The 14,840-nt window shown below is 64.7% G+C and carries 13 protein-coding genes, 1 tRNA gene and 1 pseudogene; 12 read left to right on the forward strand and 3 right to left on the reverse strand.

Annotation, left to right across the window (positions count from 1 at the left end):
• Window positions 1-39: 39 nt before the first annotated feature.
• Window positions 40-277, reverse strand: a pseudogene (locus WS89_RS34985) (hypothetical protein); the annotation flags it as partial.
• Between WS89_RS34985 and WS89_RS08835 the strand changes: the two are divergent.
• The gene (locus WS89_RS08835; protein WP_011549493.1) at window positions 260-1,513 is read left to right on the forward strand and encodes an aspartate kinase; all 1,254 of its coding nucleotides are present in this window, start codon (window positions 260-262) and stop codon (window positions 1,511-1,513) included. The pseudogene WS89_RS34985 and the gene WS89_RS08835 overlap by 18 nt on opposite strands.
• A 110-nt stretch (window positions 1,514-1,623) precedes the next feature.
• A tRNA-Ser gene (locus WS89_RS08840) sits at window positions 1,624-1,717 on the forward strand.
• Between the two features lie 127 nt (window positions 1,718-1,844).
• Here WS89_RS08840 and WS89_RS08845 read toward each other — a convergent pair.
• The gene (locus WS89_RS08845; protein WP_059506093.1) at window positions 1,845-2,246 is read right to left on the reverse strand and encodes a cupin domain-containing protein; all 402 of its coding nucleotides are present in this window, start codon (window positions 2,244-2,246) and stop codon (window positions 1,845-1,847) included.
• A 911-nt stretch (window positions 2,247-3,157) separates the two neighbouring features.
• On the opposite strand from WS89_RS08845, the gene WS89_RS08850 reads away from it, so the two are divergent.
• The 5 genes from WS89_RS08850 to cyoD all read left to right on the forward strand — a co-directional run bounded on the left by WS89_RS08850 (window position 3,158) and on the right by cyoD (window position 8,805).
• The gene (locus WS89_RS08850) at window positions 3,158-4,687 is read left to right on the forward strand and encodes a complex I subunit 4 family protein (protein ID WP_059505824.1); all 1,530 of its coding nucleotides are present in this window, start codon (window positions 3,158-3,160) and stop codon (window positions 4,685-4,687) included.
• A gap of 279 nt (window positions 4,688-4,966) precedes the next feature.
• On the forward strand, window positions 4,967-5,854 hold the full coding sequence (cyoA, locus tag WS89_RS08860) for a ubiquinol oxidase subunit II (RefSeq protein WP_034207708.1): 888 nt from the start codon (window positions 4,967-4,969) through the stop codon (window positions 5,852-5,854).
• Between the two features lie 3 nt (window positions 5,855-5,857).
• Complete coding sequence (gene cyoB, locus WS89_RS08865) at window positions 5,858-7,864, forward strand: cytochrome o ubiquinol oxidase subunit I (RefSeq protein WP_034207707.1); 2,007 nt, start codon at window positions 5,858-5,860, stop codon at window positions 7,862-7,864.
• Complete coding sequence (cyoC, locus tag WS89_RS08870; protein ID WP_059505830.1) at window positions 7,864-8,472, forward strand: cytochrome o ubiquinol oxidase subunit III; 609 nt, start codon at window positions 7,864-7,866, stop codon at window positions 8,470-8,472. Before cyoB ends, cyoC begins: the two co-directional genes overlap by 1 nt.
• On the forward strand, window positions 8,473-8,805 hold the full coding sequence (cyoD, locus tag WS89_RS08875; RefSeq protein ID WP_034207706.1) for a cytochrome o ubiquinol oxidase subunit IV: 333 nt from the start codon (window positions 8,473-8,475) through the stop codon (window positions 8,803-8,805).
• Between the two features lie 111 nt (window positions 8,806-8,916).
• Here cyoD and WS89_RS08880 read toward each other — a convergent pair whose 3' ends face one another.
• The gene (locus tag WS89_RS08880; RefSeq protein WP_059790524.1) at window positions 8,917-9,216 is read right to left on the reverse strand and encodes a DUF4148 domain-containing protein; all 300 of its coding nucleotides are present in this window, start codon (window positions 9,214-9,216) and stop codon (window positions 8,917-8,919) included.
• Between the two features lie 219 nt (window positions 9,217-9,435).
• Here WS89_RS08880 and WS89_RS08885 point away from each other — a divergent pair, with 219 nt between their 5' ends.
• From WS89_RS08885 to WS89_RS08905, 5 genes are all read left to right on the forward strand, one after another.
• Window positions 9,436-10,110: a response regulator transcription factor gene (locus WS89_RS08885; protein ID WP_059505831.1), complete on the forward strand. Its 675-nt coding sequence runs from the start codon at window positions 9,436-9,438 to the stop codon at window positions 10,108-10,110.
• Window positions 10,111-10,121: 11 nt separating this feature from the next.
• Window positions 10,122-11,513 carry a sensor histidine kinase gene (locus tag WS89_RS08890; protein ID WP_059790526.1) on the forward strand — a complete coding sequence of 464 codons (1,392 nt, stop codon included), beginning with the start codon at window positions 10,122-10,124 and terminating at the stop codon, window positions 11,511-11,513.
• A gap of 19 nt (window positions 11,514-11,532) precedes the next feature.
• Complete coding sequence (locus tag WS89_RS08895; protein WP_059790529.1) at window positions 11,533-12,198, forward strand: response regulator transcription factor; 666 nt, start codon at window positions 11,533-11,535, stop codon at window positions 12,196-12,198.
• A 235-nt stretch (window positions 12,199-12,433) separates the two neighbouring features.
• On the forward strand, window positions 12,434-12,790 hold the full coding sequence (locus WS89_RS08900) for a hypothetical protein (RefSeq protein ID WP_027808916.1): 357 nt from the start codon (window positions 12,434-12,436) through the stop codon (window positions 12,788-12,790).
• 143 nt (window positions 12,791-12,933) lie between these two features.
• Window positions 12,934-14,808: an extracellular solute-binding protein gene (locus tag WS89_RS08905; protein ID WP_059505837.1), complete on the forward strand. Its 1,875-nt coding sequence runs from the start codon at window positions 12,934-12,936 to the stop codon at window positions 14,806-14,808.
• The last annotated feature ends 32 nt before the right edge of the window (window positions 14,809-14,840 follow it).

Here is a 14,840-nt window from a genome sequence, read left to right on the forward strand (position 1 = left end):
GCGGCTTGTCAAGCGGGCTTCTATCGGGTACGCTCGGTCGTTTGCTCGGCTCGATTTTTGAGCGTTTTGTGCAGGTTTTCCGCGTGACGTACCCGGTTTGCGCGGCCTGATCGGCCTTCCGGGCAAAATCCGTCACGCTTGCGTGTTGCGTCCCAGCCGTCCCCCTCGTCGTCCGTCCACAGCCACAAGCCGCGTGACCGAACGGCTCCGCGGCCTGCCCAGCGCGCCCGTGCGGTTTCTCCTCCAGTTCAGAACGACAATGGCACTCATCGTACACAAATACGGCGGCACTTCGATGGGCTCGGTCGAGCGCATCAAGAACGTCGCGAAACGCGTCGCAAAATGGCATCAAGCCGGGCACCAGATGGTGGTCGTGCCTTCGGCGATGTCCGGCGAAACCAACCGTCTGCTCGGTCTTGCGAAAGAGATTTCGAGCCAGCCGAGCCCGCGTGAGCTCGACATGATCGCGTCGACCGGCGAGCAGGTCAGCGTCGGCCTGCTGTCGATCGCGCTGCAGGAAATCGGCGTCGAGGCCGTGAGCTATGCCGGCTGGCAAGTGCCGATCAAGACCGACAGCGCATTTACGAAAGCACGCATTCACTCGATCGACGACGAGCGCGTGAAGGACGATCTGAACGCCGGCAAGGTCGTGATCATCACGGGTTTCCAGGGCGTCGACCCGGACGGTCACATCACGACGCTGGGCCGTGGCGGCTCGGATACGTCGGCGGTGGCGGTGGCGGCTGCGCTGGGTGCCGAAGAGTGCCTGATCTATACCGACGTCGACGGCGTCTACACGACCGATCCGCGTGTCGTCGAAGAGGCGCGCCGCCTCGATCGCGTCACGTTCGAGGAGATGCTGGAAATGGCGAGCCTCGGCTCGAAGGTCCTGCAGATCCGCTCGGTCGAATTCGCCGGCAAATACCAGGTGAAGACGCGTGTGCTGTCGAGCCTGACCGATCCGCTGATTGCGCTCGACGAAGAAATGCGCTCGGGCACCCTGATTACTTTTGAAGAAGACGAGACCATGGAAAAGGCAGTCATTTCCGGCATCGCGTTCCAGCGCGACGAAGCACGCATTGCGGTGATGGGCGTGCCCGACAAGCCGGGTATCGCATATCAGATCCTCGGCCCGGTGGCCGATGCGAACGTCGACGTCGACATGATCATTCAGAACCAGAGCGTCGAAGGCAAGACCGACTTCACGTTCACGGTCGGCCGCGGCGACTACCAGAAGGCGATGGACATCCTCACCAACCAGGTGCAGGGCCATGTGAGCGCCGAGCGCGTGCAGGGCGACCCGAAGGTGTCGAAGGTGTCGGTCGTCGGCGTCGGCATGCGTTCGCACGTGGGCGTCGCGAGCAAGATGTTCCGCACGCTGTCGGAAGAGGGCATCAACATCCAGATGATCTCGACGTCCGAAATCAAGATTTCGGTGCTGATCGACGAGAAATATATGGAGCTGGCCGTCCGCGCGCTGCACAAGGTATTCGAACTCGACCAGGCATCGTGAATTTTTCGTGATGCATTGAAGAAAATGCATCATGGAAATTGACGTACGGTTCGAAACCCTTTATTATCTCGTTCTCGTCGCACTGCCTCCCTGGTGCGAGCGAAAGTTTGGGAGACGTGGCCGAGAGGTCGAAGGCACTCCCCTGCTAAGGGAGCATCTGGGCCAAAACCTGGATCGAGGGTTCGAATCCCTCCGTCTCCGCCAAAAGCGGTGACAAAGCCCCGCAAGTTCTCGGACTTGCGGGGCTTTTTCTTTTTCAGCTTGAGGCTCGCCGAATTTCGCGAACCCGCCTCGACGCAGCGGACAGGTTGCCGCCGTCGATCGGCGCCTGCTAGTCCGGCACACGGATGTTGAACGGCTTGCCGGGTATCCAGGCCCACGTGGCAAGAACCTTCGCCCCTGCCGGCCCGGCAGTCGTCACGTGGACGACACCAGCCGGCATCCGATAACTCTCGCCCGCGTGAACGACCCGCGTGGGTTGACCGTCGACCTGCACCGTGACCTCGCCAGACAGCACGTATGCAACCTCGGGCCCAGTCGCCTTGTGCCGCGGCTTCGAGGCGTTCGGGGGAAACTCGGCAATGCCCATGCCCATCTCGTGATCCGATCCCGGGACGGGAACGCGTTGCAAGACGACGGTGTCCTTGGCCGCGGGTGCCCGATCGGCGGCTTCGGCGAGCCGAGTGCTCGCCAGGGTCAACAAGATGAGAGGAAGGCAGCGATAGATTTTCATGGGACAGTCTCTGGCTAGCATTCGCCGTTGGCGCGTGACGGGAGAATCCGGTATGCGGAGGTCGCTCACCGATCGACCGCGTGCTCGCCGGCAAGGACGATCCCGACCGCTGGCCGGGGAACGAAGGAACGCAGCGAACGTACCGAAGCCACCGGTCGAGCCGGCTTTGCTGCGATCTGCACGGCGAGCGAGGAACTATGCCCACCGTCCGGCCCGTCGACAATCGAGAACATCTTGTCCAAGCTGAAAGAAAATCTTTCAGGAGAATGGAGCAGGTGACGCGTAGGGATATGACGTGGGAATCGTCCGCGAACGACTTTGTCCGGCTAACCCGGGTCTATCGGCATGCAATGGTCGACGGCTCCCTCACCGCGCGATCACTATCGTGCGATGACCCTGCGCGTAGGGAATTGCGCGAGATATCGGCGTTAGCGGGGCGGGCCACGTGAAACCGGCAGGCGAGGGCAACGCTTTGCCTGGCTTGCGCTACGCGAAATAGATTGAAATAAAAATGAAAGTATCCATGTAAGACGGAGAAGGCGAAGCGACCGCTGCGCCGCGGAACGTCAGTCATGTCGTTCCAACCCTTTGAAATGATCGGTTGACGTCAAAAATGCGGCGCCGCGTCGATATGCGTCGCGTAGTGCATCGAGCAATACGGAAAATTACTCATAAAAATCAGAGAACTACGCCGGCACCAAAAAATAACGCTCTGCTGCGCTGCAGAAAATAATCAATCGTCTTATGCTGGTTAACCCGATCGCGTTTGAGTGACATCAAGTTTTCCAGTGATGCCGCTTTACATTTAGCCAACATTGGCGATTCACGAAATCTACCTGTCGATTTGATTTCGTTCCTTTCGTCGCGCCTGTCCCCGATGCAACGCGCGACCTCCTCAAGGCCTTGTTGACATGCATGATTTTCCCTTCCTGAGCCTGGCCATCTGGGTTCCGATACTGTTCGGCGCGGGATTGCTGCGCGCCGGTTCCGACCGGCATTCACACCGGATACGACTGATCGCGCTGGTCGGCGCGATTGCCGGGCTTGCGGCCGTCGTCCCGCTGATTGCCGGCTTCGACGCGCATTCGGCGACGATGCAGTTCGTCGAAAGACGCGACTGGCTGGCGGCGTTCAATGCCGGATGGCGGGTCGGCATCGACGGGGCATCGCTGTGGCTCGTCGTGCTGACTGCGTTCACGACGCTCGTGGTGGTGGTGGCGTCGTGGGAGTCGGTCACGGTGCGCGTCGCGCAGTACTACGCGTCGTTCCTGATCCTGTCGGGGCTGATGGTCGGCGTGTTCGTCGCGCAGGACGGGCTCCTGTTCTTCATCTTCTTCGAGGCGACGCTGATCCCGCTGTATCTGCTGATCGGCACGTGGGGGCGCGAGCGCCGCGTGTATGCGGCCGTGAAGTTCTTCTTCATCTCGTTCGCCGGCTCGCTGTTGCTGCTGATGGCGATGCTGTACCTGTATGCGCAGTCGCATACGTTCGACATGGCCGTGTGGCGCACGCTGCAGCTCGGCTTCGCGCCGCAGTTGCTGGTGTTCCTCGGTTTCTTCGCCGCGTTCGCGGTCAAGGTGCCGATGTGGCCGGTCCACACGTGGCTGAGCGACGTGTACACGGACGGTCCGACCGGCGCCGCGCTGATGCTCGCGATGCTCAAGCTCGGCGGTTACGGATTCCTGCGCTTCGCGCTGCCGATCACGCCCGACGCGAGCCACTTCTTCGCGCCGGCCGTGATCGCGCTGTCGCTGTTCGCGATCGTCTACGCGAGCCTGATCGCACTCGCGCAGACCGATCTCGGCAAGCTGCTCGCGTATTCGACGGTCGCGCACATGGGGATCGTCACGCTCGGGCTGTTCCTGTTCAACCGGATCGGCGTCGAAGGCGCGATCGTGCAGCTCGTGTCGTACGGCTTCGTGGCGGGCGCGATGCTGTTGTGCGTGAACGTGCTCGTGGATCGCACCCGGCAGCGTGAGATCGCGGCGTACGGCGGCGTGGCGGGCGTGATGCCGCGTTTCGCGACCTTCACGCTGCTGTTCGCGATGGCCAACGTCGGCCTGCCGGGCACGTCGGGGTTCGTCGGCGAGTTCATGGTGATCATGGGCGCGATCCGCTTCAACTTCTGGATCGGCGCGATCGCGGCGCTCACGCTGATCCTCAGCGCGTCGTACACGCTATGGATGCTCAAGCGCGTGGTTTTCGGCAAGGTATCGAGCCAGCGGATCGCGAAGCTCGCCGACTTGAATCGTCGCGAGATCGTGATGTTCGCGTCGCTCGCACTGATCGTGCTGGCAGTCGGCATCGATCCGAAGCCCTTCACCGATGCGATCGATCCGACCGTCGGCAAGCTGATCCAGGAAGCGAGCCGTTCGAAAGTGCCGGCAGGGGACGGCCCCGCGCAGGCGCTGCCGTCGTACATGGCATCGACGCACGACTGATCGCGGCGCACCGAGCCGCGCCGCTCGAGCGGGCCGCATCGCGCGGCGAGCATCGTTGCGCACGCATCGATCGAGGCCCGGCACGGGGGCGTGCCGGGCTCGCTCCCGGCTGCGTGAAATTGCCCCGCGACAATGTGACTCACGGCAGATTTTGCAATGATGATTTGCCGCATGCACCGGTTTTTCATCGCACCCGCGCGACGTATGATTCGGCCAATTTCGTGAATCGAATGCGCATCGGGCATACGCAAACGGATTCAATGACCCTCGGGCGGTGTGATGAAAAGAAGCGTTTCAAGGGGCTGGACGGCGCTGATGTCAAGCGGCGCGGCGTTGAGCCTGTCAGGTTGTAATTTAGATGTACTAAATCCGAAAGGAAGCGTCGGCGCCGCCGAAAAGGCGCTGATCGCCACCTCGACGTGGGCGATGCTGATCGTCGTGGTGCCGGTGATCCTGCTCACGCTGTGGTTCGCGTGGCGTTATCGCGCGTCCAATCGCAGTGCCACCTACGCGCCGAACTGGTCGCACTCGACCGCGATCGAGGTCGTGATCTGGACGGTGCCGACGCTGATCATCCTGTTCCTCGGCGTGCTCACGTGGAAGACCACGCACGAGCTCGATCCGTACAAGCCGCTCGAATCGGCGGTGAAGCCGATCGACGTCGAGGTGGTCGCGCTCGACTGGAAGTGGCTGTTCATCTATCCGGAACTCGGCATCGCGTCGGTGAACCAGCTCGCGATTCCGGTCGGCACGCCGGTGAACTTCCGCATCACGTCGGATTCGGTGATGAATTCGTTCTTCATCCCGCAGCTCGGCGGCCAGGTCTACGCGATGGCCGGCATGCAGACGCGCCTTCACCTGATCGCCGACGAGCCCGGCAACTACGCGGGCACGTCCGCCAACTTCAGCGGCCGCGGTTTTTCCGACATGAAGTTCCGCACGCTCGCCGAGCCGCGCGAGCAGTTCGATGCGTGGGTGCAGAAGGTGAAGGCGTCGCCGGACCGGCTCGACGCGACGATGTACGGCGGCGTCGCGCAGCCGAGCGAGAAGGCGCCGGTGCGCTATTTCTCGTCGGTCGACCCGCGGCTCTTCCACAACATCATCGCGAAATACAACGATGGCCACGTCCTCGACCTGAAGGACGCCGCCTGCGGCACGAAGGGGTAACGCATGTTCGGCAAACTCACACTTTCGGCGATCCCGTTCGATCAGCCCATCATCATGGGGGCCGGCGCCTTCATGGGGCTGGTCGTGCTGGGCATTCTCGCTGCGCTGACGATCACCGGCCGATGGAAATGGCTGTGGACGGAATGGCTGACCACGGTCGACCACAAGAGACTCGGCGTGATGTACATCATCGTCGCGCTGATCATGCTGCTGCGCGGCTTCGCCGACGCGATCATGATGCGCATGCAGCTCGCGCTCGCGTACAACGCGCCCGGCTACCTGCCGCCGCACCACTATGATCAGATCTTCACGGCACACGGCGTGATCATGATCTTCTTCATGGCGATGGTGTTCATGGTCGGCCTGATGAACCTGGTCGTGCCGCTGCAGATCGGTGCACGCGACGTCGCGTTCCCGTTCATCAACTCGCTGTCGTTCTGGATGACGGCGGTCAGCGCGATCCTGATCAACGTGTCGCTCGTGATCGGCGAGTTCGCGCAGACGGGCTGGCTCGCGTACCCGCCGCTGTCGGAGCTGCAGTTCAGTCCGGGGGTAGGGGTCGACTATTACCTGTGGGCGCTGCAGATCTCCGGCGTCGGCACGCTGCTGACCGGCGTGAATTTCTTCGTGACGATCATCAAGATGCGCGCGCCCGGCATGACGCTGATGAAGATGCCGGTGTTCACGTGGACGGCCCTCTGCACGAACGTGCTGATCATGGCGTCGTTCCCGATCCTGACCGCGACGCTCGCGCTGCTCGGCCTCGATCGTTACCTCGGCATGCACTTCTTCACGAACGACGCCGGCGGCAACGCGATGCTGTATCTGAACCTGATCTGGGCATGGGGTCATCCGGAGGTATACATCCTGATCCTGCCGGCGTTCGGGATCTTCTCGGAAGTCATCGCGACGTTCGCGAAGAAGCCGCTGTTCGGCTACAAGACGATGGTGTACGCGACCTGCGCGATCATGGTGCTGTCGTTCCTCGTGTGGCTGCATCACTTCTTCACGATGGGCTCGGGCGCGAACGTGAATGCGTTCTTCGGGATCATGACGATGATCATCGCGATTCCGACCGGCGTGAAGGTGTTCAACTGGCTGTTCACGATGTACCGCGGCCGGATCGAATTCACGACGCCCGTGCTGTGGACGATCGGCTTCATGGTCACGTTCACGCTCGGCGGCATGACCGGCGTGATGATGGCGATTCCCGGCGCGGACTTCGTGCTGCACAACAGCCTGTTCCTGATCGCGCACTTCCACAACGTGATCATCGGCGGTGTGTTGTTCGGCTATCTCGCGGGCTTCAACTACTGGTTCCCGAAGGCGTTCGGCTTCAAGCTGAACGAGAAGCTCGGCAAGGCCGCGTTCTGGTTCTGGCAGGTCGGCTTCTACGTCGCGTTCGTGCCGCTCTACGTACTCGGCTTCATGGGCATGACGCGCCGCCTGAACCACTACGACAATCCGGCGTGGCATCCGTGGCTGCTGGTTGCCGCGTTCGGCGCCGTGCTGATCGCGATCGGCATCGCGTGCCAGCTGCTGCAACTGGTGGTCAGCATCCGCAACCGCCATCTGCCCGAGTACCGCGACACGACGGGCGACCCGTGGGGCGGTCGTACGCTGGAGTGGGCGACCTCGTCGCCGCCGGCCGACTACAACTTCGCGGTGATCCCGCAGGTGCGCACGCTCGACGCGTATGCCGACATGAAGGCGCGCGGCGAAGGCCGGCCGAACCCGGCGGCGATTCGCGACATCCACATGCCGTCGAATACCTGTGCGGGCCTCGTGATCGCGATCTTCAGCCTGGTGCTCGGCTTCGCGCTGGTATGGCACATCTGGTGGATGGCGATCGGCGGGCTCGTCGGGATCGTCGCGACGCTCGTGATCTACAGCTCGCGCGATAACGACGGCTATTACATCCCTGCGTCGACGGTGCGCAAGACCGAAGACAAGCAGCCGACGAAGCGCCCGGCTGCGCGCGTCGACGACGTGGAACTGGAGGCCAACTGATGTTGCAGAAAACCTTGAGCGCAACCCTGCTCGAGCACGACGACCATCCGCCGTCGCATTCGGTGTTCGGTTTCTGGCTGTACCTGATGACCGACTGCGTGATCTTCGCGGCGCTGTTCGCGACGTTCGCGGTGCTCGGCCACCAGTACGCGGGCGGGCAGACCGCGAAAGAGCTGTTCGACATTCCGGGTGTGGCGGTCGAAACCGCCGCGCTGCTGCTGTCGAGCATCACGTACGGTTTCGCGATGCTGGCGGCGTACAAGCAGCGGCGCGGTGCGCTGCTCGCGTGGCTCGCGGTGACGTTCGTGCTCGGCGCGGCGTTTCTCGCGATGGAACTGCGCGAGTTCTCGCACCTGATCGCGGAGGGCGCCGGCCCGCAGCGCAGCGCGTTCCTATCGGCGTTCTTCACGCTGGTCGGCACGCACGGGCTGCACGTGACGGCCGGCCTCTTGTGGATGATCGTGCTGGCCGCGCAGATCGTATCGCGCGGCGGCGACCTGACCGATCGCGACCTGCGACGCCTGACGTGCCTGAGCCTGTTCTGGCACTTCCTCGACATCGTGTGGATCTGCGTGTTTTCCTTTGTCTATCTCGCGAGCGTGATCTAAATGGCCCATTCGCATTCGTCTCAACTCGAAGAAGGGCACGGCAGTGTCGGCGGCTACGTCGCCGGTTTCATCCTGTCGGTGCTGCTCACGGCCGCGTCGTTCGGCCTCGTGATGGGCGGCGTGCTGTCGCCGCATGCGTCGCTGGTCGGGCTGGCCGTGCTCGCGTTCGTGCAGATCGTCGTGCACCTCGTGTACTTCCTGCACATGAACGGCTCGTCGGGCCAGCGCTGGAATGTGATGGCGTTCAGCTATACGGTGCTGACCGCGGCGATCCTGATCGTCGGCACGCTTTGGGTGATGCACAACGTCAGCATGAACATGATGTCGCGTTGAGCGGCAGCGTGGCGCGGCGGATCCATATCCGTGCGGATTCGCGAAACAAAGGCGGCACGTACGTGCCGCCTTTTTGTTTTTCCGGCTGTTGCGTTGCGCCGGACGGTGCAGTCAGTGCCGCGCGCCCGCGTCGGCCGTCAGCGCATGCGTGCAGTCGGCGCGGTACTCGGCGGCGAGCCGATGCTTCGCGCCGTCGAGATCGTCGGGGTAGTACGGGCTCGCATGGGCGGGATCGTAGCCGACCTGTTCGAGCTCGGTCAGCTCACGCACGAGGTCCGCACGCGTGACGCCGCGACCCGTGTGCACGAACGGGTACGCGTTGCATTCCTGCGGAGTGAGGTGCGGCCCCGCGAACGCGGCGGTGCTGGCGCATGCGAGCAGCATGCAGGCGACGGTGGTCGACAGTTTCATCCGATGGCTCCTGGTTTCGCGGCCCGATGCCGCATGAGGTCAGCGTAGGCGGATCCGGTCGCAGGGCGGCCGACGCACGGATGAAACATGTTTCATGCGCGCGCGGTGCGATGCAGGATGAAGCTATTTTCATCTGACGTCGCACGGCGACCGCAGCGCTTACGATAGTGGCGGGGCGCATCGTGCGCGCCCGTCTTGAAATTGATGGCGAGGGCAACCATGCGAGTACTGACGGTCGAGGACGATGCGGTGACCGCGAACGAAATCGTCGGCGAACTGACCGCACGCGGGTTCGAGGTCGACTGGATCGACAACGGCCGCGAAGGGATGATGCGTGCGATGAGCGCGTCGTACGACGCGATCACGCTCGACCGGATGCTGCCGGGCGCGGACGGTCTCGCGATCGTGACCGCGATGCGCACGGTCGGCATCGATACGCCGGTGCTGATGCTGAGCGCGCTGGGCGACGTCGACGAGCGCATCCGCGGATTGCGCGCGGGCGGCGACGATTACCTGACGAAGCCGTTCGATTCCGGCGAACTGAGCGCGCGCATCGAAGTGCTGCTGCGTCGCCGGCAGGCATCGGGCGTGCCGCAGCAGACGCTGCTGAAGGTCGGCGCGCTCGAGCTCGACCTCATTTCGCGCTGCGCGCGCCGCGGCGCCGACGAGATTCCGCTGCTGCCGACCGAGTTCCGCGTGCTCGAATTCATGATGCGCAACGCGGGCCAGACGATCACGCGCACGATGCTGTTCGAGGCCGTGTGGGGCTATCACTTCGATCCCGGTACCAATCTGATCGACGTTCACATGGGCCGGTTGCGCAAGAAGATCGACCCGCCCGGCGCGGACCCGATGATTCAGACGGTGCGCGGGTCGGGCTACATGCTCGCTTGACGGAGGCGCGAATGGACGCAGCCCGCGCGGCGAACTTCACGCGCCGCTGGCATACGACGACGTTTCGCTGGCTGTGCGCGTACGCGGCGATCTTTTCGGTGTCGCTGCTGCTGCTCGCGGGCGTGATCAGCGTGGCCGCGACGCACACGATGACAAGCGATACCGACGAGGTGCTCGCGTGGCAACTGATCTATTTCGATTCGATTCCCGATGCCGCGCTGCCGCTTGCGATCCATCGGCGGCTCGAGCACGAGCACATGCATACGAATTTCTACGGGCTGTTCGATGCGAACGGGCGCCGCGTGGCCGGCGACATCGCGACGCCGCCCACGCTGCGCACGGATCGCCACGGCCGTACGCTGGACCGCACGCTCGCGCTGCTCGACGGCCAATCGGCGCCGATCGCGCGCGCGATGGCCGTGCGCCGCGACAACGGGATGACGTTGGTCGTTGCGCGCGACCTGTCGCACTTCATCCAGATCCGCGACGTCGCGATCCGCGGGCTCGTGGTCGGCGGCGTGATGATCCTGATTGCGGGCATCGCGGGCGGCAGCATGCTCGGCATGCGGCAGATGCGCCGTGTCGCCGCGATCCGGCGCGTCACGCGACAGATCGCCGAAGGCGATCTCGGCAAGCGGCTGCCGGTCGGCCGCTACGACGAACTCGATCTGCTCGCGCATCTCGTGAATCACATGCTCGACGAAGTCGAGCGGTTGATGGGCGAGGTGCGGCATACCTGCGACGGGATCGCGCACGACCTGCGCACGCCGCTCGCACGCGTGCATACGATGCTGGCGCGGCTCGCCGACCAGCCGTTCTGCGCACACGATCCCGCGTCGGCGGCGCTGCTGGCGTCGGCGCGCGACGAAACCGACCGCCTGCTCGAACGTTTTCGCGCGATGCTGCGCATCTCCGAGATCGGGACGCTGAGCCGGCGCGGTGGTTTTGCCGCGGTCGACGTCGCGGCGTTGCTGCGCGATGTGTGCGAACTTTACGAGCCGCTGGCCGAGGCCGTCGACGTGTCGTTCGAGCTCGATGCGGCCGCGGTCGACGGCATCCATGGCGATCGTGCGTTGCTGTTCGAGGCGTTCAGCAATCTCGCGGACAACGCGATCAAGTTCACGCCGCCGGGCGGCCGCGTGCGCGTCGTGCTCCAGACGACACCGCATGGCCCGCTCGTCCGGTTCGAGGACACCGGGCCGGGCATTGCGCCCGGCGAGCGCAGCGCGGTGCTCGAACGCTTCTATCGCGGCGAGCGCACGCGCCATGTGAACGGCTCGGGGCTCGGGTTGAGCATCGTGTCGGCGGTGATGCGCGTGCACGGTTTCGCGTTGCGGATCGGCGATGCCCAGCCGGCCGGTGCGGCGATCACGGTCGAATGCTGGCCGCGTTCGCTCGCGTGACGCGGGAGGGGGCCGATCCATGCGCATCCTGCTGATTGCGCCGCCGACGCCGGACGCGTTGCGGCTCGACAAGGCGTTTCGAGAGAGCATGCACGGCGTCGAGCGCATCGGCGACTGGCGCGACGGCTGTTTCGCGGCGACGCAGGAGCGGTTCGACGCGATCGTGATCGTTGCGACCGACGGTGCCGCCGTGCCGGCGATTCTCGACGGATTGCCGCCGCTCGCCGCGTCGGCCGGCAGCGCGACGATTGCCGCGATCGTCGCCGGCACGACGTCCGCCGAGCGTGCGCAGATCCTCAAGGCAGGCTGCGACGTATGCCTCGCCCATCCGTGCTCGTTCGTCGAATTGCACGAGCGGTTGCACGCGCTGTGGCGCCGCGCGGGCATCGTCGCGATGCGTGAATCGATCCGGCTCGACACGGCGACGCGCGCACTCGACGAGCGTGGCCGGCGGCTCGCGCTCAGCGCACGGGAATTTCGCGTGATCGAATGCCTGCTGCGCGAAGCAGGGCGGCCGGTCGGGCGCGACGCCGTGCTGCGTTACGCGTGGGGCGATGCCGACATCGAACCCGAAACGGTCAATGCGCTGGTCGTCCGGTTGCGGCGCAAGCTGGCCGCGCATGCGTTTTCCGCGCGGATCGAAACGGTTGCGCGATTCGGCTTCCGGTTCGACACGGGCGGATGACGGCTGCGGATATCGCCGCCGGGCTGGAAGAAGATCTTGACTACCCCGAAGCTGCGGAGCGAGCTCGACTCGATGCGCGCGGGCTCGGCGGCCAAATCGGCGTCGATTGTTACAAGACGTTAGCGCCGGCTTCCCGTTGCGATGCCGCGCATCAGTTCTTACAAACTTGAAATATGCGGGGACGGCGCTTGCCGTTATAGTCGAATCACACATGACACAACCAGAAGAGGAATCCATGAAGACTTTGCGTGTTGCCTCGCTCCTGACCGGTATGACGGCCTTGCTCGTGTCGGGCGCAGCAATGGCGGGAGTCAATGTCGGGATCAACGTCGGCGTGCCGGCACCGGTCTACGTCGCGCCCGCGCCCGTGTATGCGCCGCCGCCTCCGCCGGTCGTCTATCAGCCGGCGCCTGTCTATGCACCGGCGCCCGTGTACGCGCCGGCGCCGGCGATCGTGATCGGCTGGCACGGCGACCGCTACTGGGACGGCCGCCGCTACTGGGGCCGCGACGAGTGGTATCGCCACCATGGGCGCGGCTGGGGCGGCGATCGCGGCCACTGGGATCACGGCCGCCACAACGGCTGGCGCTGATCGACGACCGGTCGCGCATGCGTGCCGCGTGCGCGACAGTTGTTCGCGAGAAAACCGCCCGTGTGGCGGTTTTCTTTTGGCTCGACGGATTGAATGGGTAGAATCGCTCCACGTTACTACCCTCATTCGACGACAGGGCCTCTATGACGAAGGGTTCGCCCCGGACCGCCGCCGCGCGCGCCTGCGTCGGCGCGCTGCGGGCCGCCGGCCGCGCGGCCGCGGTGCTGGCGTTGCACGCGGCGCTCGCCGCGCCGTCCGCGCACGCGGCCTACGCCATTGCGCAGTACGGCGAGCCGAAGTATCCGCCGGGCTTCAAGCATTTCGACTACGTGAACCCCGACGCACCGAAGGGCGGCACGCTCGTGCTCGCGAATCCGAACCGGATGACGTCGTTCGACAAGTTCAATCCGTTCACGATGCGCGGCAACTCCGCACCTGGAATCGACATGCTGTTCGAGAGCCTCGCGACCGGCAGCTCCGACGAACCGGCGTCCGCATACGGGCTGCTGGCCGACGACATCGACGTCGCGCCGGACCGCCGCTCGGTCACGTTTCACCTGAATCCGCGCGCGCGCTTCTCGAACGGCGATCGCGTCACGGCCGACGACGTCAAGTTTTCGTTCGACACGCTGAAGAGCAAGCAGGCCGCACCGCAGTTCGGCGCGTATTTCGCGGAGATCGCGAAGGCCGTCGTCGTCGATCCGGCGACCGTGCGGTTCGAGTTCCGTAGCGCGAATCGCGAGTTGCCGCTGATCGCCGGCGGCGTGCCCGTGTTCTCGCGCAAGTGGGGATTGCGTGCGGACGGCTCGCGCGTCCCGTTCGACCAGCTCGCGTTCGAGCAGCCGATCGGCAGCGGCCCGTACCTGATCGAGCGCTACGACAACGGCCGCACGATCACCTACCGGCGCAATCCCGCGTACTGGGGCGCCGATCTGCCGGTACGGATCGGCACCAACAACTTCGAGCGGATCGTCTACAAGCTGTACGGCGACGGCGTAGCGCGGCTCGAGGCGTTCAAGGCCGGCGAATACGACGTGCTCGTCGAGTACGTCGCGCGCAACTGGACGCGGCGCGACGTCGGCAAGCGCTTCGACAGCGGCGAGCTCGTCAAGCGCGAATTCCGCCAACATAACGGCGCCGGCATGCAGGGCTTCTTCATGAACCTGCGCCGGCCGCTGTTCCGCGACGTGCGCGTGCGCCAGGCGCTCGATCTCGCGTTCGACTTCGAATGGCTGAACCGCCAGTTGTTCTACAGCGCATACACGCGCCTCGACAGCTATTTCGCCGACACCGACCTGCAGGCGACCGGTACGCCGGGCGCCGGCGAGCTGAAGCTGCTGGAGCCGCTGCGCGCGCAGCTCGATCCGGCCGTGTTCGGCCCGATGGTCACGCAGCCGGACACGAATCCGCCAGGCTCGCTGCGCGCGAACCTGCTGAAGGCACGCGCACTGCTCGAACAGGCCGGCTGGACCTACCGCGACGGCGCGCTGCGCAATGCGAAGGGCGAGCCGTTCGCGTTCGAGATCCTCGACGATGCGGGCGGCGCGATGGAAGGCGTCGTGACCGCCTACCGGCGCAACCTCGCGAAGCTCGGCATCGACGTGCGCTTTCGCACGGCCGATTACGCGCTGCTGCAAAAGCGCCTCGATGCGTTCGACTACGACATGACGACGATCCGACTGCCGGGCGTGCAGGTGCCGGGCGCCGAGCAATACTCGCGTTACGCGAGCAAGTTCGCCGACGAGCCGGGCTCCGACAACTTCATCGGGCTGAAATCGCCGGCCGTCGACGCATTGCTGCATGCGCTCGGCACCGCGCAGACGCGCGAGGAACTGCTCGACGCGACGCACGCGCTCGACCGTGTGCTGATGCACGGCTACTACGCGGTTCCGCAGTGGTACAGCACGACGCACCGCATCGCGTACAAGCGCACACTGGCCTATCCGCAGACGCTGCCGCTGTACTATTCGGCCGAGGGCTGGGTCGTGTCGACCTGGTGGGCGAAGCCCGATCACTGACCCGCGCCGGCCCTTCGTCCAACCCCGCCACC

The organism is Burkholderia sp. MSMB1072 (genome assembly GCF_001524725.1).
GTDB lineage: Bacteria > Pseudomonadota > Gammaproteobacteria > Burkholderiales > Burkholderiaceae > Burkholderia.

Coding starts and splice junctions, on each gene's coding strand:
- WS89_RS08835 (WP_011549493.1), top strand. CDS start 260: ATGGCACTCATCGTACACAAATACGGCGGCACTTCGATGGGCTCGGTC.
- WS89_RS08845 (WP_059506093.1), bottom strand. CDS start 2,246: ATGAAAATCTATCGCTGCCTTCCTCTCATCTTGTTGACCCTGGCGAGC.
- WS89_RS08850 (WP_059505824.1), top strand. CDS start 3,158: ATGCATGATTTTCCCTTCCTGAGCCTGGCCATCTGGGTTCCGATACTG.
- cyoA (WP_034207708.1), top strand. CDS start 4,967: ATGAAAAGAAGCGTTTCAAGGGGCTGGACGGCGCTGATGTCAAGCGGC.
- cyoB (WP_034207707.1), top strand. CDS start 5,858: ATGTTCGGCAAACTCACACTTTCGGCGATCCCGTTCGATCAGCCCATC.
- cyoC (WP_059505830.1), top strand. CDS start 7,864: ATGTTGCAGAAAACCTTGAGCGCAACCCTGCTCGAGCACGACGACCAT.
- cyoD (WP_034207706.1), top strand. CDS start 8,473: ATGGCCCATTCGCATTCGTCTCAACTCGAAGAAGGGCACGGCAGTGTC.
- WS89_RS08880 (WP_059790524.1), bottom strand. CDS start 9,216: ATGAAACTGTCGACCACCGTCGCCTGCATGCTGCTCGCATGCGCCAGC.
- WS89_RS08885 (WP_059505831.1), top strand. CDS start 9,436: ATGCGAGTACTGACGGTCGAGGACGATGCGGTGACCGCGAACGAAATC.
- WS89_RS08890 (WP_059790526.1), top strand. CDS start 10,122: ATGGACGCAGCCCGCGCGGCGAACTTCACGCGCCGCTGGCATACGACG.
- WS89_RS08895 (WP_059790529.1), top strand. CDS start 11,533: ATGCGCATCCTGCTGATTGCGCCGCCGACGCCGGACGCGTTGCGGCTC.
- WS89_RS08900 (WP_027808916.1), top strand. CDS start 12,434: ATGAAGACTTTGCGTGTTGCCTCGCTCCTGACCGGTATGACGGCCTTG.
- WS89_RS08905 (WP_059505837.1), top strand. CDS start 12,934: ATGACGAAGGGTTCGCCCCGGACCGCCGCCGCGCGCGCCTGCGTCGGC.